This is a genomic window from Hymenobacter sp. UV11, from assembly GCF_004684095.1.
Classification (GTDB): Bacteria; Bacteroidota; Bacteroidia; order Cytophagales; family Hymenobacteraceae; genus Hymenobacter.
In genome coordinates, this window is record NZ_SRII01000013.1 from 65134 (window position 1) to 87711 (window position 22578).

General features: G+C 63.2%; 11 protein-coding genes. All 11 read left to right on the plus strand.

Translation table 11 applies throughout. The annotated features are described in order from the left end of the window. Positions 1–22: 22 nt before the first annotated feature. Positions 23–1147, plus strand: a complete 1125-nt coding sequence (locus tag E4631_RS21335) for a glycosyltransferase family 4 protein (protein ID WP_133657030.1) — start codon at positions 23–25, stop codon at positions 1145–1147. A gap of 24 nt (positions 1148–1171) precedes the next feature. Beyond that, a complete protein-coding gene (locus E4631_RS21340) occupies positions 1172–2464 on the plus strand; it encodes an O-antigen ligase (protein ID WP_133657031.1) in 1293 nt (430 codons plus the stop codon). Positions 2465–2628: 164 nt separating this feature from the next. Then, positions 2629–3471: a tetratricopeptide repeat protein gene (locus tag E4631_RS21345; protein WP_133657032.1), complete on the plus strand. Its 843-nt coding sequence runs from the start codon at positions 2629–2631 to the stop codon at positions 3469–3471. A 358-nt stretch (positions 3472–3829) separates the two neighbouring features. Next, a complete protein-coding gene (locus E4631_RS21350; RefSeq protein ID WP_133657033.1) occupies positions 3830–6286 on the plus strand; it encodes a hypothetical protein in 2457 nt (818 codons plus the stop codon). An 84-nt stretch (positions 6287–6370) separates the two neighbouring features. Further along, positions 6371–7108: an acyltransferase gene (locus E4631_RS26830; RefSeq protein ID WP_302476325.1), complete on the plus strand. Its 738-nt coding sequence runs from the start codon at positions 6371–6373 to the stop codon at positions 7106–7108. Positions 7109–7110: 2 nt separating this feature from the next. After that, positions 7111–8349 (plus strand): glycosyltransferase family 4 protein, encoded by a 1239-nt coding sequence (locus tag E4631_RS21360; RefSeq protein WP_133657034.1) that lies wholly within the window; start codon positions 7111–7113, stop codon positions 8347–8349. 117 nt (positions 8350–8466) lie between these two features. Further along, positions 8467–9627: a glycosyltransferase gene (locus E4631_RS21365; RefSeq protein ID WP_133657035.1), complete on the plus strand. Its 1161-nt coding sequence runs from the start codon at positions 8467–8469 to the stop codon at positions 9625–9627. Positions 9628–9654: 27 nt separating this feature from the next. Then, positions 9655–10890 (plus strand): DUF1972 domain-containing protein, encoded by a 1236-nt coding sequence (locus E4631_RS21370; RefSeq protein ID WP_133657036.1) that lies wholly within the window; start codon positions 9655–9657, stop codon positions 10888–10890. Between the two features lie 495 nt (positions 10891–11385). Continuing rightward, positions 11386–12732, plus strand: a complete 1347-nt coding sequence (locus E4631_RS21375; protein ID WP_133657037.1) for a sigma-54 dependent transcriptional regulator — start codon at positions 11386–11388, stop codon at positions 12730–12732. A gap of 33 nt (positions 12733–12765) precedes the next feature. After that, entirely contained in the window at positions 12766–16365 is a 3600-nt protein-coding gene (locus E4631_RS21380; protein WP_133657038.1) for a PAS domain S-box protein, read from the plus strand. A gap of 793 nt (positions 16366–17158) precedes the next feature. Next, a complete protein-coding gene (locus E4631_RS21390; protein ID WP_133657040.1) occupies positions 17159–22549 on the plus strand; it encodes a T9SS type A sorting domain-containing protein in 5391 nt (1796 codons plus the stop codon). The last annotated feature ends 29 nt before the right edge of the window (positions 22550–22578 follow it).

Below are 22578 nucleotides of genomic sequence, written 5' to 3' on the forward strand. Positions count from 1 at the left end.
CCGCTTTACCTTCTCCTTTTGCATGAAAATTATTCACTTAATATTAGGTAAAGCCAACCCCGAGCGCATGAACGGGGTGAACAAAGTAGTGCACGCCCTGGCTACCCACCAGCACCGCGCCGGCACCGACGTGGCAGTGTGGGGCATCACGGCCGACCTGCGCGACAACTACCCGGCCCGCGAGTTTGCTACCCGGCTGTTTCAGGCCCGGCGCAATCCGTTTGGGCTGGCGGCCGAGCTGCGCACGGCGCTGCGGCAGCTGGCGGGCGCGGGGCCAGCGGTAGTACACCTGCACGGGGCGTTTATTCCGGCCTACTTCTCGGTGGCGCGGTGGCTCACGCGGCTGCGGATACCCTACGTGCTCACCCCCCACGGCAGCTACAGCCCGGCTGCCCTGCGCAAGAGCCGCCTCCTCAAGCTGGCCTACGGGTATCTGATTGAGAGCTACGTGCTGCGCCAGGCGGCGCGGGTGCATTGCCTGGGCGAGAGCGAGGTTATCGGCGTGCGGCGCCTCCACCCCGCCCTCCTCACCGCCCTGCTACCCTATGGCTTTGAGCCGCCCCAGCCCGTGGTGCCGGCCACGCCCGCGGCCCCCGGCCGCTTCCGGGTGGGCTTTTGCGGGCGCCTCGACGACCACCACAAGGGCTTAGCCTGCCTGCTGGCGGGCTTCGCGGCCTTTGCCCGGCAGGTGCCGGCGGCCGAGCTGTGGGTAATCGGCGATGGGCCCGACCGGGCGCGGGTGGCCGCCTGGGCCGCAACGGCGCCGGCCGGCACGGTGCAACTGCTGGGCAGCCGCTTCGGGGACGAAAAAATTGCGCTGCTGGGCCAGCTCGACGTGTTTGCCCATACGTCACACTACGAGGGCCTGCCTACCGCCGTGCTCGAAGCCGTGGCCCTGGGCGTGCCCTGCGTGGTTACGGAAGCTACCAACCTGGGCGGCTACGTGCGTGATTTTGGCTGCGGCGAGGTGTTGCCCACGGCCGACCCTGCCCTGCTGACCGCGGCGCTGCACCGGCTGCACACCGCCTGGCTGGCCGGCGCCAGCGACCTGGCCCCCAGCTGCCACCAGATGATAGGCACGGCCTTTCACTGGCCCAAACTACTGCCGGCTTACCAGCAGCTCTACCACCGGGCGCTGGCGGCCTAGGGCTCGGCCACTATCCACTTTTATATGAAGGAAGCTACTACCCCCCTGGCCCACCGCCGCTTTCTGCGCACCATGAGCGTGGTGCTGACGCTTATCGTGCTCATTAAGCTGGCGGGTTTCTTTACCTGGAACGAGGACATAGCCGTGACGCGCCTGCTCAAGCTGGGGAGCCGGCTGGCCATGACGGCCGCGGCCTACGGCGTGTATCGCCTCATTATCAGCCGGGGAGCGGTAGATTCTTTTCGGTGGCAGCACGCCTGGTCGCCGCTCCTATACGGGGCCTACCTGGCGCTGGGGCTGGTGTCGCTGCTGTGGTCGACCAACCCAGGCTACTCGCTTTTGCAGTGGCTCATGGACCTCGAAACGCTGGTTTTCGCCTTCTACTTTGCAAAGTGCTTTTTGCTGCTTGAAGAGTTTTTTCCGGGCAGCCCGGTGCGCTTCTACCACGTGCTGGGCAATGCCATCTTCTTGATTTTGAGCGTGTTTCTGGTGGGCTTGCTGGTGGCTCCCGATACGTTTTACCGCCTCACCCACGACGGCGAAGAGGCCCGCCTGGGCGGCTTTATCATGAACCCCAATGAGCTGGGGATGCTGTGCGTGGTGGGCATTGCCTGCCTTCTGTTCAACTTTTACCGGCGGCACCGGCTGGTGTGGACGTTCGTTAAGATTGGCCTGCTGCTGCTGGCGCTCGTTCTCACGGGGTCGCGCTCGTCGCTGGTGGGCTTCCTGCTGATTGTGTTTTTCCACATCCAGCAGGCAGGCAACCCGCGCCTGAAAATCGCCGCCAACCTGGCGGCTCTATTGGCCGTGCCAGCGCTGGTGCCGCTCGTGTTCATCAAGCAAGGTGGCCTGGATGAGGTGCTGAGCATGACGGGCCGCCTACCCTTCTGGCACGCCCTGCTCACCGAAGGGCTGCCGCGCGAGCCACTGCTGGGCTACGGCTTTATGCGCATCAGCTACGGCGAGTATTTCCAGAGCGTGCACACCTACGCTGCCCAAATGGCCCACAATACGTTCATTCAAGTGCTGATGAACCTAGGATTGGTTGGGTTTTTGCTGGTCATGGTTCAGCTGGGGGCTACCATCCGGGCTTTTGTGCAAGCGCCCAATGCGCAGCTGCGGCTGCTGGGGGTAGGGCTGCTCATTCCGATTCTAATTAATTCCTTCACTGAGTTTGGCATTTTCGGCATGACCAACTACGGCATTCTCTTCTACCAACTACTGCTCTTTTTTGGTAGTCTGCGCTACCACGCCTTGCTCTCGCCCCGCGAGCAGCAGTGGCTGCTGCGCCGCCGCCCCGAGCTGGCCGTGGCCTAGCCGGCCCTACCCCCCCTTTTTGGGCCCACCTGCGCGCAAGGCCCGCCGGCAACCCGACCGCTCAGCCAGAAAACCACTATGCTTTACACCACCTGAAATCAAGGTATTTTTTTAACGCACAACTTTCTCACCACCAAAGCTATCAATCCCCTTTTCCTTTTCATATGAAACTACGCTTTATTCACGCTGCACCCGCTGCCCTGGCTGCGCTGGCTTTAGCTAGCGGCTGCGCTACTACCACCGAGAGCAAGCGCCCGGGTGCTACCAGCACTTCCATGTCGATGTCTAGCCAGCCCCTTGCGGGCGAGGCTTCAGCAACGGACCTGGCTTCCCTACCCCTGCCCGACGCCGCGGCGCGGCCCAATGCGCCGGCGATGTCGGCAGACGCCCTGGATGCGCCCTCGGCCGAGGCGGCCGGTGCCACCATCGACGCCAATGCCCTGTCGACCCAAGCTGCGGAGGCGGAGCGGGCTGCGGAGCGCAAGATGACGGCGGCCGATTATAAATACCAATTGGCACGGGCCAGCCTGGTGCTCAAAAAGACCCCTAAAAATGGCCGCGCCCTGTTTGAGCGCGCCAAAGCCAACTCCAATCTCAAGAACTACCACGAGGCGAAGCTCGACTACATCGCCGCCCTACGCACGCTGCGCGGCAACCCCGACGTGTATTACAACAAGGCCGTGAACGAGCTGATGCTGCACGAGTACAAGCCGGCCGCCAACGACTTCAGCGGCACCGTGCGCCTGCGCCCCGACGACAAGGAGGCCTTTTTTGGGCGCGGGGTAGCCAAGATGCAGATGTACCAGTTTAAGGCGGCCGTGTCGGACTTCACCCGCGCCATCGCCATCGACTCCATGTATGCCGATGCGCTGGAGTACCGGGGTATCAGCTACGCCAACTTCGACCGCGCCAAGGAAGCCCGCAAAGACCTCGAACGGGCCGTTAAAATTAACCCCGAGGCGAAGAAGAGCCTGCGCCGGTACAGCACCAGCATTGCGCAGAAATAAAGCTACCCCGCCTACCCCGGCAGGCGGGCTCAGCCTTGCAACTCCTTGCTACATAAGCGTGCTACACCCACATGCACCTGCTTGCCACGCTGGCGGTAGCCAGGTAGTGGCGTAACAGAGGAACAGCGTTAGGAAAAAGGCTTTCGGCAGTGGCTGAAAGCCTTTTTTTGGAGGCGCGGGTTATTACGCAGCCCTATGCTGCCACCAACGCACGCCTGGCCCGCCACAGCCTGTTCCAGATGCTGGAATGCGACTCCAGGCAATAGAGGTCTACTCGTCGGCACTTATTATTATCTTTTGATTATCAATTGATTAAAAGTAGTTAGTTCTTTGGCACCGCGTTGGCCTGAGAGCTGACATGACGCATTCGATACCCCCTCCCTGCCCCACCGACCTGCCCGGCCTACTGGCCCGCCTGGGCTACGCGCCGGCTACCAGCGGCGGCGTGCGGCTGCGCGGCTGCCACAACCCCGATGGCAGCCTGCGCTGGGTGTGGCCCAGCACCCTGCGGCGGCCACTCTTTCTGGAGTTTTACAACGCGGCTACCCCTAAGGCGCGGCTGTTTAGCGCGCTGGTGCGGGTGCTGTTCTGGTGCCGGCTGGAGGGGCTGTTTTTCCGGCGGCTGGCGGGGCGGTTTGCGCCTACCGGCGCGCAGGCGTGGCCCCAGGGCGAATTTGCTCTTTTTACGGGTACGCCGGGCCCCAACCGCAAGGCCGTGTGCTGCTACCCCCTATCGCCTGGGCAACTGGCATTTGCCAAGCTGCCGCTGGGGCCAGCCGCTACCGAAAAGGTGCGGGCCGAAGCCGGCTATCTGCGCCAAATGGCGGCCCTGCAGCTCGATGCCTTTACCCTACCCCGCGTGCTCGACTCGCAGCCGGGCTTCCTGCTGCAAAGTGGCGTGAAAGGTCCGCGCGCCCGCCGCGCCACGGCTTTTGGCCCGGCGCACGCCGGCTGCCTGGCCCAGCTGCTGCACGCTACCCAGGTGCGCCAGCCGCTGGCCGCCAGCGCCTGCTGGCAGACTATCACGGAGCAGGTGGCGGCGCTGGAGACTTTGGCAGATAGCCGCGTGCCGTTTGGCCTGCGCACCAAGCTGCGCCACTTGTGCGCCGCCCTCGACCCGCAGCAAACGCTGACGTTTGCCTTTGCCCACGGCGACTTCACGCCCTGGAACTGCTGGCTGACGCCCGAGGACCTGGCCATTTATGACCTGGAGCTGGCGCAGCCCGAGGCACCGCTGCTCTACGATTTGTTTCATTTCGAAACCCAGCAGGCGCTGCTGGTGGCGCGGCGGCCGGCCGGGGCCATTCGGGCGCGGGTGCTGGCCGTGGCGGCCGAGTATTTTCCGGCCGTGCCCGCCCCCGAGGTGGCGCTGGCCTGGCAGCTCTACCTGCTGCACCAGGTAGCGGGCGGGGCGCTGCTCTACCATGCCCAGCCCGACTGGCACGCGCAGGTAAGCTGGCTGCTGACTGGCTGGAATGCCCTGCTGACCCTGGAGCTGGCCCCCACCGTGGCGCACCGCCAGCTGGCCATCTACGACCTGCTCGACTACGTGCAGCTGCTGCCCCGGCCGGGGGTGCTGCTCAAGCCCCGCGCTGCCAACCCTTACTACCCCGCCCCCAACTCTGACCTCGACCTGCTGCTAACCCAGGCCGATACCCAGGCCGGGGTGCGCTTTCTGCAAGGCTGGCCGCTGGTGCAGTCGGCCGCGGTGCGCCGGGCGGCGCACATGGTGTCGGTCGATTGCCTGTTTCAGGATGGCTCGCTGCTCTCGGCCGACCTGCTGCACCAGCTGCACCGCAAGGAGCTGCGCCTGCTCGATGCCGCGGCCGTGCTGGCGCAGGCCAAGCGCGGGGCAGCTGGCCTGCCGGTGCCCACGCTGGCCCACGACTTTGCCTACACCTGGCTGTTTTATTGGTTGAATCAGAGCAATTTACCTACCGGGCACCTGCATTATTTTCAGCAGCAGAGTACCACCCAGCAGGTAAAGCTGCTTAGCTCCCTGCAAAGTAGCTACGGGCTCTTTTTCAGCAGCATAGCCTGTGCCAGCGTGTGCCAGCCCGCCAAGCTGGCCCTGCTGCACTACGCCCTGCGGCAGGAGGCTGCCAATAGCCGGGCGGTGCGCAAGTGGCGCGGCCTGCGCTACCTACTGAGCACGGCGGCTGAGTTTGTGCGGCCGGGCGGCCTCATCATCACATTTAGCGGGGTCGATGGCGCGGGCAAATCCACGGTGATTGAGTGCGTGAAGGAGCAGCTTGAAAAGAAGTGGCGCAAGCGCGTGGTGGTTATTCGCCACCGGCCATCGGTGCTGCCCATCATCAGCGCCTGGAAGTACGGCAAGGCTGGGGCCGAGGCGCGCAGCGTGCAAAGCCTACCCCGCCAGGGCCAAAACTTTGGGCTCGGCTCGTCGCTGGCGCGCTTTGGCTACTACTACCTTGACTACGTGCTGGGCCAGGCCGTTATCTGGCTGCGGCACACCCGGCGCGGCCACGTGGTGCTCTACGACCGGTACTACTTCGATTTTATTAATGATGGGCGGCGCAGCAATATCAGCCTGCCCGTGCGCTTCACGCGGGCGCTGTATGCCTTCGTTAATAAGCCCCGACTCAACTTCTTCCTCTACGCCGACCCGCAGGAAATTCTGCGCCGCAAGCAGGAGCTGTCGGCGGGCACCATTACGCAGCTCACGCAGCAGTACCAGGCGCTGTTTGGCCAGCTGGGGGCGCGCTACCGGCGCTCGCGCTACGTGCCCATCGAAAACCAGGACCTGGACGCCACGCTAAGCCTCATCGGAAGCTACATCCAGCAGGAGCTGTAGGGTAGCGGCCAGTGGCGCCTACCCCCCCGCGCGGCACCCAAGCCGCGCAATCTTCAAATTCTATCCTTTGAATGACAAGTACTCGTGAAGGCTATTCTGGAATCATTCGTGCGGCGGCGCAACCCACAGTTTGCCCTGCACCCGGTCGTGGGCAGCCGGGTGCTGCTGAGCTTTGGCCTGCAAACGGCCGCGGGCCTGCTGCGCGGCGGCAAGCTGTGGCTGCGGGGCCGGGCCAGCGGCGGGGCCATGCTGGGGCGTGGGGTGCGGTTTCAGTACCTGGCCCGCATTCGGTTTGGGCAATGGCTGAAAGCAGGTGATGGCGTGCGCTTTAGCGGCCTGGGCACGGGCGGCCTCACGCTGGGCGACCGCGTGAGCATCGGCGCCTTTAGCCAGGTTATCGTGTCGACTTCGCTGGCCGAGCCGGGCCAGTTTATTCGGCTGGGGCACCGGGTGGGCATTGGCGAGTTTGCCTACCTGGGCGGCGGCGGCGGCCTGAGCATCGGCGACGACTGCATTATTGGCCAGTACTTCAGCTGCCACCCCGAAAACCACCTGCACGGCGACCCTGACCAGCTTATTCGCCTGCAAGGGGTAACGCGCCAGGGCATTAGTATTGGGGCCAACTGCTGGATTGGCAGCAAGGTAACGGTGCTCGATGGCGTCAGCATCGGGGCGGGCTCGGTGGTGGCGGCCGGGGCGGTGGTCACGCGCTCGGTGCCGGCCGGCAGCGTGGTGGCGGGGGTGCCGGCCCGCATTATTAAGCGTCGGGCGGCCCTGCCGACGCCCCAGGCACCCCTAACTGTTGCGCTGGCCGCCGCCTGATTATGAATACGATACTCATCACGGCCTACGCCGTGAACCCTTACAAAGGCTCGGAAGATGGCATGGGCTGGAACTTCATTCTCCAGGCCGGCCGCTTTCAGAAAGTCATTGCGGTGACGCGCGAAAACAACGCCCCCCATATCCGGCGCTACCTGGCCGATAACCCGGCCGTGGCGGCCCAGGCGGCGGGCATCGAGTTTCTGTATTTTGACCTGCCGGCCTGGACGCGCTGGTGGAAAAAAGGGCCGCTGCTCTCGCTCATCTACTTCTACATGTGGCAGGCGGGCCTGGCCGTGTGGCTGCGCCGCCGCCGGCTGGCCGTGGACGTGGTGCACAACCTGAACTTTCACAACGACTGGACGCCCTCTTTTCTGTGGCTGCTGGGCCGGCCGCTGGTGTGGGGCCCCATTGGGCACCACCCGCCCATTCCGGCCAGCCACCTGGCCCAGTACGGCCAGGTGGCCTTTGTGAAAGACCGCCTGCTGGGCAGCCTCAAGCACGTATTCTGGGCGCTGGACCCGTTTCTGCGGGTCACGCGCCGCCGCGCCGGGCAGGTGCTGTGCATGAACTCGACCGTGGCCCCGCGCCTGCGCCTGCCCGCCAGCCGCTTCGAGATAGTGCCCTCGGTGGCCATTACCCTACCCCCTCCGCCGGAAGCGATGGCCGCCGACGCCCAGTTTACGGTAATGATTGCCGCCCGCATGGTGCCGCTTAAGGGCTTCGACATGGTGATTCGGGCATTTGCGGAATTTTACCACGCCCTACCCCCCGCCGAGCAGGCCGGCGCCCGCCTGCTGCTCATTGGCAGTGGGCCCGAGGAAGGCCGGCTGCAGCGGCTGCTGCACGAGCACCACCTGGCGGCCTGCGCCGTGCACCGCCCCTGGCTCGCCCACGCGCAGCTGCTGGAAGTGTACCGCGAGGCTTCGGTCTTCTTCTTTCCTTCGCACGAGGGGGCGGGCATGGTGGTGGCCGAGGCCATGAGCTACGGCGTGCCGGTGCTGTGCTACGAAAACGAGGGGCCCGGCGAGCTGACGCCCGCCGCCTCCAGCCTGAAGGTGCCTTACCGGGCCTTTACGCAGAACGTGGCCGACTTTGCTGAGCACCTGCGCTGGCTGCACGACTCGCCTCCCCTGCTGGCCGCCGAAGCCGCCCTGTGCCGCCGCCACGTGGCCCAGCACCACACCTGGGAGCACCGCGGCCAGCAGCTGCGGCGCATCTACGAGCAGGCCCTGGCCGCGTGATGAGTTAGGAGTTAGGCGTTATGAATTATGAATTAACTTATTATTAATCAGTATTTTGATTAACGACTGCGACTTACCATTCATAACTCCTAATTCAAAATTCCCCATTCCCCAGCTATGGCCCGCCTTATTGCTGTTCATTTACTCAACGACCGGAGCGGCAGCCCGCTGGTGCTGCGCCAGGCCCTGGAGGTACTGCGCGATGCCGGCTACACTATTGACCTGCTCACGGCCACGCCCGGCGACCCTGGCTTTCTGAGCGACCTGCCAGGGGTGCAGCTGCATCCGCTGGCCTACCGCTGGTCGGCCCGGCAGTGGCGCACGCTGCTGGCTTTTGCGCTGGTGCAGTGGGTACTATTTTGGAAAGTGCTGCGCCTGGCCGGGCCGGACAGCGTGGTGTATGTCAACTCCCTGCTGCCGGCGGGGGCGGCGCTGGCGGCCCGCTGCCGGGGCGCGCGGGTAGTGTACCACTTGCACGAGGTGTCGCTACGGCCGGCCCCACTACGGCGGCTGCTGTGCGCCGTGGCCCAGCACACAGCCCACCGGGCGCTGTGCGTATCGGCGCACGTGCGCACTACGCTGGCCCTACCCCTGGTTGAGCAGGCCGTGGTGCACAACTCGCTGGGCGACGCATTTCTGGACCAGGCGCTGGCCGCCCAGCCCTACCAGCAGCCCGCGCCCTTTGTGGTGCTCATGGCCTGCTCGCTGCGCGACTACAAGGGCGTGCCGGAATTTGTGGCCCTGGCCTGGGCCTTGCCCGAGATGAGCTTCGAGCTGGTGCTCAATGCCACGCCGGAAGCGGTCGCCTTCTTTGCCACCCGGCAGGCCCTACCCCCCAATATCACACTCTTCGCGGCTACGGCCAACATGCACCCTCACTACCAGCGGGCGGCGGTGGTCGTGAACCTGTCGCGGCCCGACGAGTGGGTAGAAACCTTTGGCATGACGGTGCTTGAGGGCCTGGCCTACGGCCGGCCCGTGGTGGTGCCGCCGGTGGGAGGCGTGGCCGAGGTCAACGTGCACACGCGCACGGGCTTTGCCATTAACGGCCGCAACCTGCCGGCCCTGCAGCAGGCCCTGCGGCTGCTGTATACCCAGCCCCGCCTCTACGCCCGCATGGCCGCCGCGGCCCGGCAGCGGGCCCTCACCTTCGCCCCCGAGCGCTTTGCCCAGCAGCTGCGGGAAGTATTTGCCGGCCTGCTGCCCGTGGCACAGCCGCAGCCGCAGCCGGCCGCGCAGCCGCGGCCCGTAGCCCACGCGCTGCGCGTTGCGGCCTAACTCATCAGCCCCTACCTCTCCTACCCTATGCCTACCCCTACCCCCCGCAAGAAAGTCGCCATCATTGGCACCGTAGGGCTGCCCGCCTGCTACGGCGGCTTCGAAACCCTGACAGCCTACCTCGTTAAGCACCTGCACCACGAGCACGAGCTGACGGTGTATTGCAGCGGCAAGAAGTACCCCAAGGCCGAGCGCCGCTCGCACTACGAAAGCGCCCGGCTGGTGTACCTACCCTTGCAGGCCAACGGGGCCCAGAGCATAGTCTACGACTGCCTGTCTATTTTGCACGCCCTGTTTTTTGCGGATGTGCTGCTCATTCTGGGGGTGCCGGGGGGCATTTTGCTGCCCTTTGTGCGCTGGTTTACCACTAAGAAGATTATCATTTCCATTGATGGAATAGAGTGGCGGCGCGACAAGTGGAACCGCTACGCCAAGTGGTTTTTGCGCTGGTCGGAGCAGCTGGCGGTGCGTTTCTCGCACGCCGATATTTCCGACAACGACGCGATTCAGAATTACACGGCCCGCGCCTACAGCACCCGCAGCCGCGTAATTGAGTACGGCGGCGACCACGCTCAGCCGCAGCCCATTACGGAGGCGTACCGGCAGCAGTACTCCTTCTTGGCGCAGCCCTACGCCTTCAAGGTATGCCGCATCGAGCCCGAAAACAACGTGCATCTCGTGCTCGGGGCCTTTGCCGAGCTGCCGAGCTACCCGTTTGTGCTGGTGGGCAACTGGCACAACAGCGCCTACGGCCGCCAGCTGCGCCAGCAGTACAGCATTTACCCCAATCTGCATTTGCTCGACCCCATCTACGACCAGACGCAGCTCGATATGCTGCGCAGCAACTGCTGCGTGTATGTGCACGGCCACAGCGCCGGCGGCACCAACCCGTCGCTGGTAGAGGCCATGAGTCTGGGCCTACCCGTGCTGGCCTTCGACGTTTCGTTCAACAAAGCCACTACCGAGCACCAGGCGCTGTACTTTGCCGATAAGGCCGCCCTGAAGCGCCACATCAACACCACCAGTATCAGCACCTGGAAGGGCCGGGGCCTGCAAATGCGCGCCATTGCCGAGCGCCGCTACAACTGGGCCGTCATCGCCCGGAAGTATAATTTCCTCATTCAGCAAGTATCGGCCGCCGTGCCCGGCCATGCTAAGGCCGGCCTACGCCCGCAGCTCAGCTATTTGCCCAATACCGAGCTGGTGAAACACCAGCTTGGGCAGTACAATGCCCTCCGAATGTTTTACGAAGAAGAGCAGTAATTTAAGAATAGCCTATCCTCGTTATTGCTGAATAATCCTATTCTATTCCGTGCCAGGCCTGTTATAAAACCGGGCCTGGACTTTCGTTTTACTAATAGTGCAAAAGTCACATAAAACATAAATTTTAGCTGTAAATATTGTTTGAATCAACTTTTCTTTACGGAATAGTTATCTTTGCTAAGTTGGGTCGCCTTTGCAACCCGGCAATTAATACAAGGCTACTATTACTAATGCTAAAGTGCAATTTTTACAAACTATTAGTTCAGGGTTTTCTTTCGTGTGTGTTTGGGTATTTTATGCCCCTGGCTTTAACCGCCACCCCAGCAAAGCGTCTTTCACCTTTTTGGCTTTTTTCTGTAAATCAACCGCCTGTTAGCACTGGGTGCTAGTGGCACGGGTAGGGTAGCAACCCCTATATCGGTGGTCTTCGGGGCTGGCAACAGTCCTGCAATCACTGATTTTCAAGTATTTACATAAAAGAGTAGCTTAGCCAGAATGGAGAAACCCTTTACTATTTTTATTGTGGAAGATGACCCGTGGTACGGCCAGCTACTACACTACCATCTTTCCCTCAACGAGGAAGACACCGTAATGCTATGGAATAATGGGCAGGAGTGCCTGAATAACATGCACTTACAACCCGATGTGGTCACCATTGACTTTTCGCTCCCCGACATCAGCGGCGATAAGCTGCTGGCTAGGCTGCGCCAGCGCTGGCCCGAGATACCCGTTATCATTATCAGTGCGCAAAGCAAGATAACCACAGCCATAGAGCTGCTCAAGGCGGGGGCGACGGAGTATTTGGTTAAGGATGACAACACAAAGGACCTGCTTTGGAACACCATTCAAAAACTGCGCGAAACCAGCAGCCTGCGCGAGCGGGTGAAGAGCCTGGAAGAGCAGCTCCAAAGCAAGTACGAGTTCAGCAAAATCCTAAAGGGCCACAGCGCAGCCATTGAGGGCATGTTTGGGCTCATGGAGAAAGCCGCCCAAACGCCGATAAACGTGTCCATCACCGGCGAAACGGGCACGGGCAAGGAATTGGTAGCCAAGGCTATTCACATGAAATCGGGGCGGCACAAAAAGCCCTTCGTGGCCGTGAATATGGCGGCCATTCCGGCCGAGCTGCTGGAAAGCGAGCTGTTTGGGCACGAGAAGGGCGCCTTTACCAGCGCCGTGGCCCGCAAGATTGGCAAGTTTGAGGAAGCCAACGGGGGCACCCTGTTTCTGGACGAGATTGGCGATTTGCACCCCGCCATTCAGGCCAAGCTGCTGCGCGTGCTGCAAGAGCGGGAATTGCAGCGGGTAGGGGGCAATGGGCACATTCGGCTGGATGTGCGCCTCATCACGGCCACGCACAAGAACCTGGCCGCAGAGGTTAAAAACGGCAATTTTCGCGAAGATTTATATTACCGCGTCATCGGGCTGCCACTGGCTTTGCCTCCCTTGCGGGACCGGGGTAATGACGTCCTGTTTCTGGCCAAGCACTTCGTGGATGAGTTTTGCCACGAGTACCACAAGGCGCCCCTGGCCCTGCACCCGGCGGCGCAGGAAAAGCTTCAGGCCTACCCCTACCCCGGCAACGTGCGCGAGCTGAAGACGGTGGTGGAGCTGGCGACGGTGCTCAGCAACGGCCTGGAGATTCAGCCCGACGACATTGTGTTTGCCCCAGCCGGGCACGAAGCGGGCTTTCTCGATTCGGAAAAGACCCTGCGCGAGTACACCCGCGTCATCGTGCGGCACTACCTGGACAAATACCAGGACAGTGTGCCGGTAGTAGCGCAAAAGCTCGACGTAGGTAAGTCTACGATTTACAAGATGATACAGGACGGGGAGGTATAGCCTACCCCCCCGTTTGCCTTCCTTAGCGCGCCCATGTGTTCCGAGACTTCCTACGTAGCCTTGCAGGCCGTGCTGCAGCAGCGTGATGCCGAATTAGTCACGTTGCGCAGCCAGCTGGCCGCTGCCCAGGCGGCGGCTACCAGTCCGCACCTGGGCGACCTGCCCAACTTCGTGGCCCAGATGCAGGGCTTGTTTGTAGGAGTGCTTACGGCCGATAAGCAGGGCCGGCTTACCTGGGCCAACTCCCGCTTCCAGAAGCGCTGTGGCCGCCGCCTACCCCAGCTGCTGGGCCAGCCGCTAGCCAGCCTGCTGGGCGGCCCACCCCTCGACGGCGCGACGCAAACCTTGATTGCAGTGGGCCTGGCGGGTAATCTGTCCTTCCAGTTTGACCTGCCCGACCCGTGCCCTGGCTACGCGGGGGGCTGGCTGCGGGTGCGCCTGCAGCCGCTGCGCCAGCCGGCCCCGGCCCAACCGCTGTTTGTGGGCATGCTGGAAGACATCACCGAAGAGAAGCGGGCCCAGCTGGCGCTGGCCGAGAGCGAGCGCCGCTACCGCGGCCTGGCCGAGCAAGTGCCCGGGGTGCTCTACCGCTGGCGCAAAAACAACGATGGCAGCTTTAGTACGCTGTATGTCAGCCCTAAAATGCGCGACCTGTTTGGCGTAGCGACTGATGATGCCGACAGTTTTTCCACGTTGATTCACCCCGACGACCAGGCCCGGTGGCTGAAGTCGGTGGTTGATGCAACGGCCGAAGGCAGCACCGTGCCCTGGCATTTTGAGGGCCGCATGCTGGTGCCGGGGCGGTCGCTCATTTGGTGGCGCGGCGATGCGGTACTCTCCTACCACGACGAATACGGCGCAGTGTACAGCGGCATTGTGCAGGATATTACCCAGCTGAAGCTGGCCGAAGAAGCCGCGCGCCAGAGCCAACTGCGCCAGCGGCTGGCATTTGATGGCCTCAGTGACAGCATGTGGGAATTTGACTGCCAGACGCAGACACTTTCTTTCTCGTCGGAAACACACCCCTTTCTGGCCTACCCCAGGGATGACTGGCCACGGGTATGCACCGACCCCAGTGTGTACACCCACCCTGATGACCTGCCCCAGATGCTCAGGAACTGGAATAATTACCTTTCTGGCCAAACGTCTATTTTTGCTAGTGAGCACCGGTTGCGCTGCCACGACGGCTCTTATCGATGGGTGCTGAGCCGCGGCTTTATCACCAAGCGCAACGAGCAGGGCCAGCCACTCCTGATGACGGGCCTCAGCCTCGATATTACGGCCAGCAAGCAGTCGGAAGAGGCCCTTATTGCGGCGGCCCTGCGCCTGTCGGCTACCATTAACAGCTTGCAGCGGGGTATTTTGCTGGTCGATGAGCAGCAGCTTATCGTGCAAACGAACGCTTCGTTCTGCCGCATGTTTGAGCTGGATGTGCTGCCCGAGCGGTTGGTAGGTTTCACCGATTGGCAGCTTGCCCGGTATGCCAAGCGAAGCTTCACCGACGGAGAGGAATTTTTACGCCTGGTAGAAGGCGCCATCACTCACCGCGAGCCATTCTACGACAACATTGTGACCCTGCGCAACAGCCAGGTAGTACAGCTCTCGTTCATTCCTATTTGGCAGCGGGGAAAAAGCATCGGACACTTGTGGACGTTTGAGGACATCACCGAGCGGTACAAGGCAGAGCAGGCGTTAAAACGGCAGGAAGAGAAGTACCGCAGCATTATCGAAAATATGCAGTTGGGACTGGTGGAAATGGACCTTGGCTACCGGGTCAAATACGCCAACCAGAGCTACGCACAGATGGTGGGCTACACCACAGAGGAGCTGCTAGGACAGCCGCTGCACCCACTCATTATGTCGGCAGATACGGTGGATTCGCTCCGTAACCAGCTGCTTGACCGGCAGCGGGGCATCACGGGCTCGTATGAGCTGGAAGTCAATACCAAGCAAGGGGAGCGCAAATGGCTGTTTGTGGGAGCGGCCCCGCTCTACGACGAAAATAAGCAGCCGGTAGGCACCATCGGCATCAACCTGGATATTACGCACCAGAAGCAGCTGGAGCAGCGCCTACGCGAGGCCAAGCAGCAGGCCGAGGACTCGGCCAAAGCAAAAGAGCAGTTCCTGGCCAACATGAGCCACGAAATTCGCACGCCCATGAATGCCATTCTGGGCATGAGCCAGCTGCTGGCTAAAACGTCCCTGGCCCCGCGCCAAAGCAACTACCTGCACGCCATCACGACTTCGGCCCAAAACCTGCTGGTTATCATCAACGACATCCTGGACCTCTCCAAGCTCGACGCTGGCAAGATGACCATCGAGCGGGTGGGCTTCAACGTGGTGCGCCTGGTAGAGCAGGTAACCAAAACCCTGCTCTACAAAGCGGAGGAAAAGGGCCTGCACTTCGTAACCCGCGTTAGTCCGCTCATTCCCGACGTCGTTATCGGCGACCCCTACCGCATTACGCAGGTATTGCTGAACCTGGCCAGCAACTCCGTAAAGTTTACGGAAAAGGGCGAAGTGACGGTGGATTGCGACGTAGCCGGCTACTTCCAGGGGCATATTATTGTGTCGTTCACGGTACGCGACACGGGCATTGGGATTGACCCAGCCTACCTGAAGGACATTTTTCAAGAGTTTTCGCAGGAAGACAGCTCCGTTAGCCGCAAGTTTGGGGGCACTGGCCTGGGCTTGAGCATCAGCCGCAGCCTGGTTAGGCTAATGGGCTGCGAGCTGGCCATTGAGAGCGAAAAGCACCAGGGCACGGAGAGCTATTTCTGCCTAACGCTGCCTATTGGCACCGTAAACGACCTACCCCAGCGCAAAACCCTGGCCCTGGGCACCCTGCAAGAGCTGCGTGGCCGGCGGGTGCTGCTAGTGGAAGACAACGAGTACAACCGCCTGTTGGCCAGGACTTTTTTGACTAACGCAGGGCTGAGAGTAACCGAAGCCGAGCACGGCGCTGCCGCTCTGGAACGGGTGCGCGAGCAGCAGTTTGACTTGATATTGATGGATGTGCAAATGCCGGTAATGGACGGCTTTGAAGCCGCGCGGCACCTGCGCCAGCACTTAAAAATCACTACCCCCATTGTGGCGCTCACCGCCTCGGCCCTCAACGGGGAAAAGCAGAAGTGCCTGGATGCCGGGATGAATGACTACCTGACGAAGCCTTTCTTCGAGGATGAGCTGCTGCAGCTGGTGCAAGACTGGGTGCTGCATCCGGCCGCGGGCGCGGCGGATAGCGCGGCCCCGGGGGCCAGCCCCGCTGCGCCCGCGCCGCGCTACAACCTGGCCATTCTGCTCAATACGGCTCGCGGCAATGAGCAATTTGTGGCGTCGATGCTGCAAACCTTCCTCGATGGCACTGCCAACGCCATTCGCGACCTAAACCGTGCCCTGGCCGTGGGCAACCTGCAGGGGCTGCGTGCTACGGCCCATAAGCTGCGCCCCAGCCTGGTGCACCTGCAGATTCATCCGGTTGTGGCCCTCATGGATAGCCTCGAAAACTGGGAGGGTGATTTTAGCTACGACGACTTGCAGCCCCTGGTAGAAAGCAGCGACCGCCTGCTGCGCCAGGTACTGGCAGAAATGGCTATCGAGCTGGAAGCCCGCCGCGCCGCCGGGCCGGGCTAGGCCAGCGGTCCAGTTTTCAGAGCACTCGTCTGAAAACCAGATAGCCAATTCCTCCTACCCCTACTCAAGTAGTTGATTGTAAATAGCTTATTTCAAAAGCAAAAGCTGGTACGTCTCTGGCATGGGTAGTAAAAAAAACTCCTATGCCCCCAAGTCTATCTTCTGTCACCCTGGCTGCTCCGGCAGCTGAGGCCACGCGCCGCACCGGATGGCTGCTACCAGCCGGGCTCTTGTTTTTGTTGCTGCTAGTGGGCCGCTGGGTCCAGCACCCAGTCGCCGCCGCGCCCAGCCGGGACCGGGTGCTGAGCAGCCTGCCCCGAGCCGTGCCACTGCCCATTGCCATCAGGGCCTTGTGAAGCGGAAGCTGGTTGTAGCGGGCCTTGTGCTTGCCGCCGCGCGCGGGGGTAGGCACAAGGCCCGCTAGGCGCTTTGCGCTTAGCCTGTGGGCCGACGTGCACAACGTCCTCGGCACCGATAATTCGTGGAGCAAGGGGCGAAGGGCGCGGGCTAGCTGGGCCGCAAACGCGGTTTTCGCAGTGCTGCTGGGCAGCCGGCGGGCCTGGCGCCCTACCCCCCGCCCAGCGCGCTACGCTGGCAGCAGCCCTGCCCCCGCTGGGGCCGCTTACGTTTTTTGGCAGCATCAAAAACAACTATGTCCTGATGCCGGCCGCCGCGCTGGGCAGAGCCGCCCGCTACGCTAGGCGCCTCTGGCTACCTCATTTACTGGCCTTGCTTTCTACCCGCAGTACTGCGGGTAACTGCCCCCATTTTGCCCAAACTCCCGTTTGCTCCCATGTTTAAAATCTGTACGAATACCCTTAGCCGGAGGCTTGGGCGCCGGGCTGGGCTGCTGCTGCTGCTGCTGCTGCTGGCAGCGCCGGCCGCCGCCTGGGCCAGCGACTACTACTGGGTGGGGGGTAGCGGCCAGTGGGACGACCTGAGCCACTGGGCCACCACGAGCGGGGGCAGTGCTACTTACGCCCAGGTACCCCAGAGTACCGATGACGTGCATTTTGATGGTAATTCGTTCACGGCCAGCGGGCAAACGGTGACCATCGGGGCAACTGTGACCTGCCAGGACCTGGACTGGACGGGGGCCGTGCACACCCCGACGGGCGGCCCGCTGGTGAGCGGGATGCGCCTGGCAGGCGGCACGGTAGAAGTAAACGGCAACCTGCGCCTGGCCGCCGGCCTGGGCCAGCAGAACGCCAACTTTCGCCTGCTGGCCCCAGCGGCCGGATACGAGCTGGATTTGCAAGCAGTACCCATCAACGGCTGGCTGAGCTTTGAGAGCGAGGCCGGGGGCTGGACGTTTAGCAGCAACGTAAACCTGGTGCAGTACGGGGCCACGCCCAGCCTGCTGCTGGCGGCCGGCAGCGTAGACTTTGGCAGCGCTACGGTGGCCTGCTACGGGGTGCGGAGCACCGGCTCGATGGTGCGCGATATCTACCTGAACGCGGCCACCTTCAACCTGCTGGGGGCAGTGAATGCCTGGGAAGTGAGCGGCGCAAACCTGACGCTGGAGGCGGGCACCAGCACGCTGCGCCTGGGGCCTACCCCCCGCGCCACGGCCAACGCCTATTCGTTTCTTAGCTCGGCCCAGACCTACTACGCCGTAGAAGTAGCGGCCGGCGCCAGCGCTACGCTGGGCGTAGCGGGCTCTACGTTTACCAACCTGGTGGTGAAAGGAAATGCTACGCTAACCAGTGGCGCTACCATCACGGGCACACTCACCGTGGGGCCCGAAGCCATTCTGCGGGCGGCGGGCGGGCAAACGCTGGCGCTGGCCGCTCGCGCCGTGCTAGCGGCTACGGGCAGCTGCGCGGGACTGGCCCAGCTGCAATCGAGCGTGCCGGGGCTGGCGGCTGTGCTGCAGCGGGCCGGCAGCTGGGGTAGCACCACGCTCAGCTACGCGGCGGTGCAGGACATCACCTTTAGCGGGGGGGGTAGCGTGCGGGCAACCAGCTCGTTGAACCGGGGCAACAACCAGAACATCACCTTTACCGCCTTGCCTATGAGTGAGTTGTACTGGGTAGGCGGTAGTGGCAGCTGGCACGACGCCAACCACTGGGCCAGTAGCAGCGGCGGCGCGCCCACCACCAGCGGCTGCCTACCCACCCTGGCCAGCAACGTGCACTTCGACGCCAATTCTTTTGCGGGCAGCGGGCAGGTGGTAACGCTCGACGGGCCCAATGCCTTTTGCCGCGATATGGACTGGACGGGCGCAGCCAATGCGCCTACCTTCGGCACGGCCGCTACCGACCTGGGCCAAAAGCAGCTGGGCATTGGTGGCTCGCTGACGTTGAGCAGCGGCCTGGCGCTGCCCCTTAAGGCCGACCTGGTATTCTACGGCCACGAGGCGGGCAATGTGCTGGCTACCGTGCGCACGGCCGGGCTGCCGCTGCTGGGCAATGCGTATTTCCGGGCGCCCGGCTGCACCTACACCTTGCTCGATGCGCTGGTGCTGGCGCCCGGCGCTACTTCGCCCAACGGGCGGCTATACGTAGAAGCCGGTACGTTTAATACTAATAACCAGAATATTACTGCCCAAGGCTTTACCAGTGGCTACGCCGCCACGGGCTCGGTTTTTACGACCGGCAGCGGGGCCAGCGGGCCAGTGAGCGCGGCGGCGGTGGCCGTGCAGCTGGGTAGCAGCCTCGTGGCCCTGACGCCTGCCTCGGCGGCCAGCGATGTGGGGGTGCGCACTACCTACACCTGGGATGTGGCCGCGGGCGCCACACTCGATGCGGGTACCAGTACCATTCGCCTGGGCTCGAACGCGACCCGCAACCAGCCGGCTATTTTCCGGGCGGGGCTGGGGCTGCTATATAACGTAGTGGAGTTTACGGACCCTGCGGCGGCTTCGCTGCCCACGGTGGTGCCCGGCAGCGGGGCGGTGGCCACCTTTACCCGGCTCAGCTTTGCCGGCTCGGCCAACATGAGCGCTAGCAATAACTTCACCCAGCAGCTCACGCTGGCGGCGGGGCGCATCTATAATTTCTATAATTCGACCCAGCGCCTGGGGGCCGACGCGCAATTGGTAGCGGGGGGCGACTGCTCGGGCTACGCCACCCTCAACGGCGGCACGGGCACGGCGCGGGTCACCTTCAGCAAGCCCGCGGGCGGGGCGGTAGCCAATCAGACCCTGCACTACACCACGCTACGCAACGCCACCTTCACGGGGGGGGCTAGCTGGGTGGCCAGCCAGAGCTTCGACAACGGCGGCAACTCGGGCATTACGTTTACCAACCCACCCACGCCGCGCACCCTGTACTGGGTAGGCGGCACCGGCCGCTGGAGCGACCCTACCCACTGGGCCCTGAGCAGCGGTGGGGCCGGCGGCATCTGCGTGCCCAATCAGCTCGACGACGCAGTACTTGACAACCAATCATTTACTGCTACGGGGCAGGTAGTAACCCAGGATGCCGTGCTGGCCACCTGCCGCAGCCTAAGCTGGGCGGCCGTCACCAATGCCCCCACCTTCAGCGGGGCGGCCGCCAACTCCCTGGCCGTGCACGGCTCACTTGCCTGGAGCCCCGCCATGAGCCAGCAGCTGCTGGGCGAGGTGCAGCTGCTGGGCGGCGGCACGCTCACCAGCGCCGGCCAGCCCTTCGGTGGGGCGTTGACTATTGATGCCCCCGATGCTACGCTTACCCTGGCCGATGCGTTGACGCAGCCCCGCACCGGCGGTCGCGGCCTGACCCTGACGGCCGGTACCCTCCGCACCAACGACCAGCCGCTACTGCTGGGCAGCCTCACGAGCAGCCCCGTGGATGGCACTCCTACCCCCCCCGCCCGTGCCCTATACCTGGGGGCCTCGGCAGTGGAAATCACCAACGGGGCGTGGACACTCAACACCCCTGCTTCGCTCACCTTTGACGCGGGTACTTCCACCATCAACCTGAGTACCGGCGCAGCTTTTAATGGCAACGGCTTCAGCTACAACGTAGTGCAGACCGGCACGGGGGCTACCCACACGGTGGGCGGCAGCGGCAGCACGTTTGCCAGCTTGCAGCTGGCGGGCGTCAGCTACGTAACGGGTAGCAACACCATCAGCCAGCAGCTGACGCTGGCGCCTGGCTCAACCTATCAGTTTGGGGCGGGCACTACCACCACCTTTGGGGCCAGCGCTACGGTGCAGGCCAACGGTACGGGCGCCAAGGTCATTACCCTGCAAAGCACCACCTTCGGGCAGAGCTTTGTGTGGAGCAAGCCCACCGGCACAGTGTGCGCCAGCTACATCTACCTGCGCGACAGCCAGGCCCAGGGCGGTGCCTACTTCGAGGCGGGCCAGAATACGAATAACCAAGGCAACACTACCGGCTGGAGCTTCGCGTCCCTACCCCAGGCCAGCTACCTCAGCCAGCAGGTGTGCCCGCAGCTGGGGCCGCATGCGCTGCGCTTCACCTTTGCGGGGCTCGACCGCCTTACGCAGCAGCCTACCACGCTGGCGGCGGCACAGTTTCCGCTAACGGTATTGCTAAAAAACCTCACCGCTGGCACCACCGAAACGCTCGCGGTGCCCGGCGCCACCTACGATTACCCGGTGCCAGGTAGCACCGCCACCACCCAGTACCAGGTGCTGAGCGTAGCCACCAACCGCGACAGCTGCGCCCCACTCGTTAATAGTGGCCCCTACCCCGTGGTAACGGACGCCCCGCTGAGCGGCCCGGCCGGGCAGTGGACCGGCAGCGGCGCCACCGCCAGCTGGCTCGACTGCCAGAACTGGGCCAGCGGCACGGTGCCCACTCTTACTACCGATGTAACGGTGGGGCCCGCTACTCAGGCTCCGGTACTCGATGCGGCCGGTGCCTCGGTGGGTACGCTATACATTGCGGCGGGCGGCCAGCTTACGCTGAGCAGCGCGGCCGAGCTGGCCGTGGGCGGCGACTGGCTGAACCAGGGCACGGCCAACGTGGCGGCCGGCAGTCAGGTATCCTTCGTGGGCACTAGTCCGCAAGCCGTTGCGAGAGGCAGCTTTGGCCGGGTAGTGGTGAATAATCCGGCCGGCCTTGTGCTCCAAAGCGACGCTCAATCGGCCACCAGCCTGATACTTACCGCCGGCATTATCAGCACCGGCAACTACAAGTGGGTGCACACCAACTCGGCCGGTGCCAGCCTGGGTAGGGGTAGCGCCACGAGCTACGTAGCGGGTACCCTGCGCCGCTACCTGGCCGCCGGCAATGCCGGCATGTATGCCTTCCCGGTGGGCACGGCCGGCCAGTATGCCCCCCTCGACCTGCTGAGTAGCGAGCTTGCCGGCACCCGCTACCTCGATGCCAGCTTTGGGCCTAAAACCGACCCCGACGCCGGCCTCAGCTGTGCCGACACCAGCCCCAGCGCCCTGCGCTACACCAGCCTGCACTCCGCCGGCCGCTGGCTGCTGACGCCCGACGCCCAGCCCACCAGCGGCACCTATGCCGTGCGGGCATATCTGCTGCCATTTGGGAGCTTAACCGACAACCTGTTTGCCCTTATCAAGCGGCCCGATGCCAGCACCAGCGCGGCCGACTGGAGCACCGGAGGCGGCACCCTGAGCCCCGACGACGGTGACGGCCGCCGCGTGGCCGATGGCTATGCCCTGCGGAGCGGCCTCAGCAGTTTCAGCCAGTTTGGCCTGGGCCTGGCCGCGGCCCCTACCCCCCTTCCCGTCACGCTGGTTTCGTTCCGGGCCACCCCCCAGGGCGGAAGCATAATCCTTAGCTGGATAGTAGCGCAGGAAGTACACCTAACCCGCTATGTAGTAGAGCGCAGCCTGGATGGCAGCAACTTTTATTCGGTGGGCCAGGTAGCCGCCCGCGGCCTCGCAAGCGGCAGCTATTCCTTCACGGATGTGCCGCCCGCCAGCCGCCCGCTGCTCTACTACCGCCTCCGCCTGGTAGAGCCCGGCCAGGCCGATAGCTTTAGCCCCGCCATAGTGGTGCAGCTGGCATCTGCCGGGCCTGCCCTGACCGTGTGGCCCATTCCCTTCGCTACCGAGCTGCATATAGGGGGTAGTAGCTTGGGCGAGGACCTACTGCACGTAGAGCTAGTGGATGCGCAAGGGCAGTTAGTATATGCGCAGGCCTTTCCGCCGGGCACTAGCACTGCTACGCTAGCGTCCTTACACTTTGCACCGGGCTTGTACCTACTGCGCGTGTCCACTACTGCTCACCAATACCAACAGCGCTTATTGCGTGAGTAAGTGAAAGGATATGTTTCACTGAACAAACA

Excerpts from the sequence above, each read along its gene's own strand:
- E4631_RS21390 (WP_133657040.1), top strand. The coding sequence starts at position 17,159 with ATGTTTAAAATCTGTACGAATACCCTTAGCCGGAGGCTTGGGCGCCGG.
- E4631_RS21345 (WP_133657032.1), top strand. The coding sequence starts at position 2,629 with ATGAAACTACGCTTTATTCACGCTGCACCCGCTGCCCTGGCTGCGCTG.
- E4631_RS21335 (WP_133657030.1), top strand. The coding sequence starts at position 23 with ATGAAAATTATTCACTTAATATTAGGTAAAGCCAACCCCGAGCGCATG.
- E4631_RS21375 (WP_133657037.1), top strand. The coding sequence starts at position 11,386 with ATGGAGAAACCCTTTACTATTTTTATTGTGGAAGATGACCCGTGGTAC.
- E4631_RS21350 (WP_133657033.1), top strand. The coding sequence starts at position 3,830 with ATGACGCATTCGATACCCCCTCCCTGCCCCACCGACCTGCCCGGCCTA.
- E4631_RS21380 (WP_133657038.1), top strand. The coding sequence starts at position 12,766 with ATGTGTTCCGAGACTTCCTACGTAGCCTTGCAGGCCGTGCTGCAGCAG.
- E4631_RS21340 (WP_133657031.1), top strand. The coding sequence starts at position 1,172 with ATGAAGGAAGCTACTACCCCCCTGGCCCACCGCCGCTTTCTGCGCACC.
- E4631_RS21365 (WP_133657035.1), top strand. The coding sequence starts at position 8,467 with ATGGCCCGCCTTATTGCTGTTCATTTACTCAACGACCGGAGCGGCAGC.
- E4631_RS21370 (WP_133657036.1), top strand. The coding sequence starts at position 9,655 with ATGCCTACCCCTACCCCCCGCAAGAAAGTCGCCATCATTGGCACCGTA.
- E4631_RS21360 (WP_133657034.1), top strand. The coding sequence starts at position 7,111 with ATGAATACGATACTCATCACGGCCTACGCCGTGAACCCTTACAAAGGC.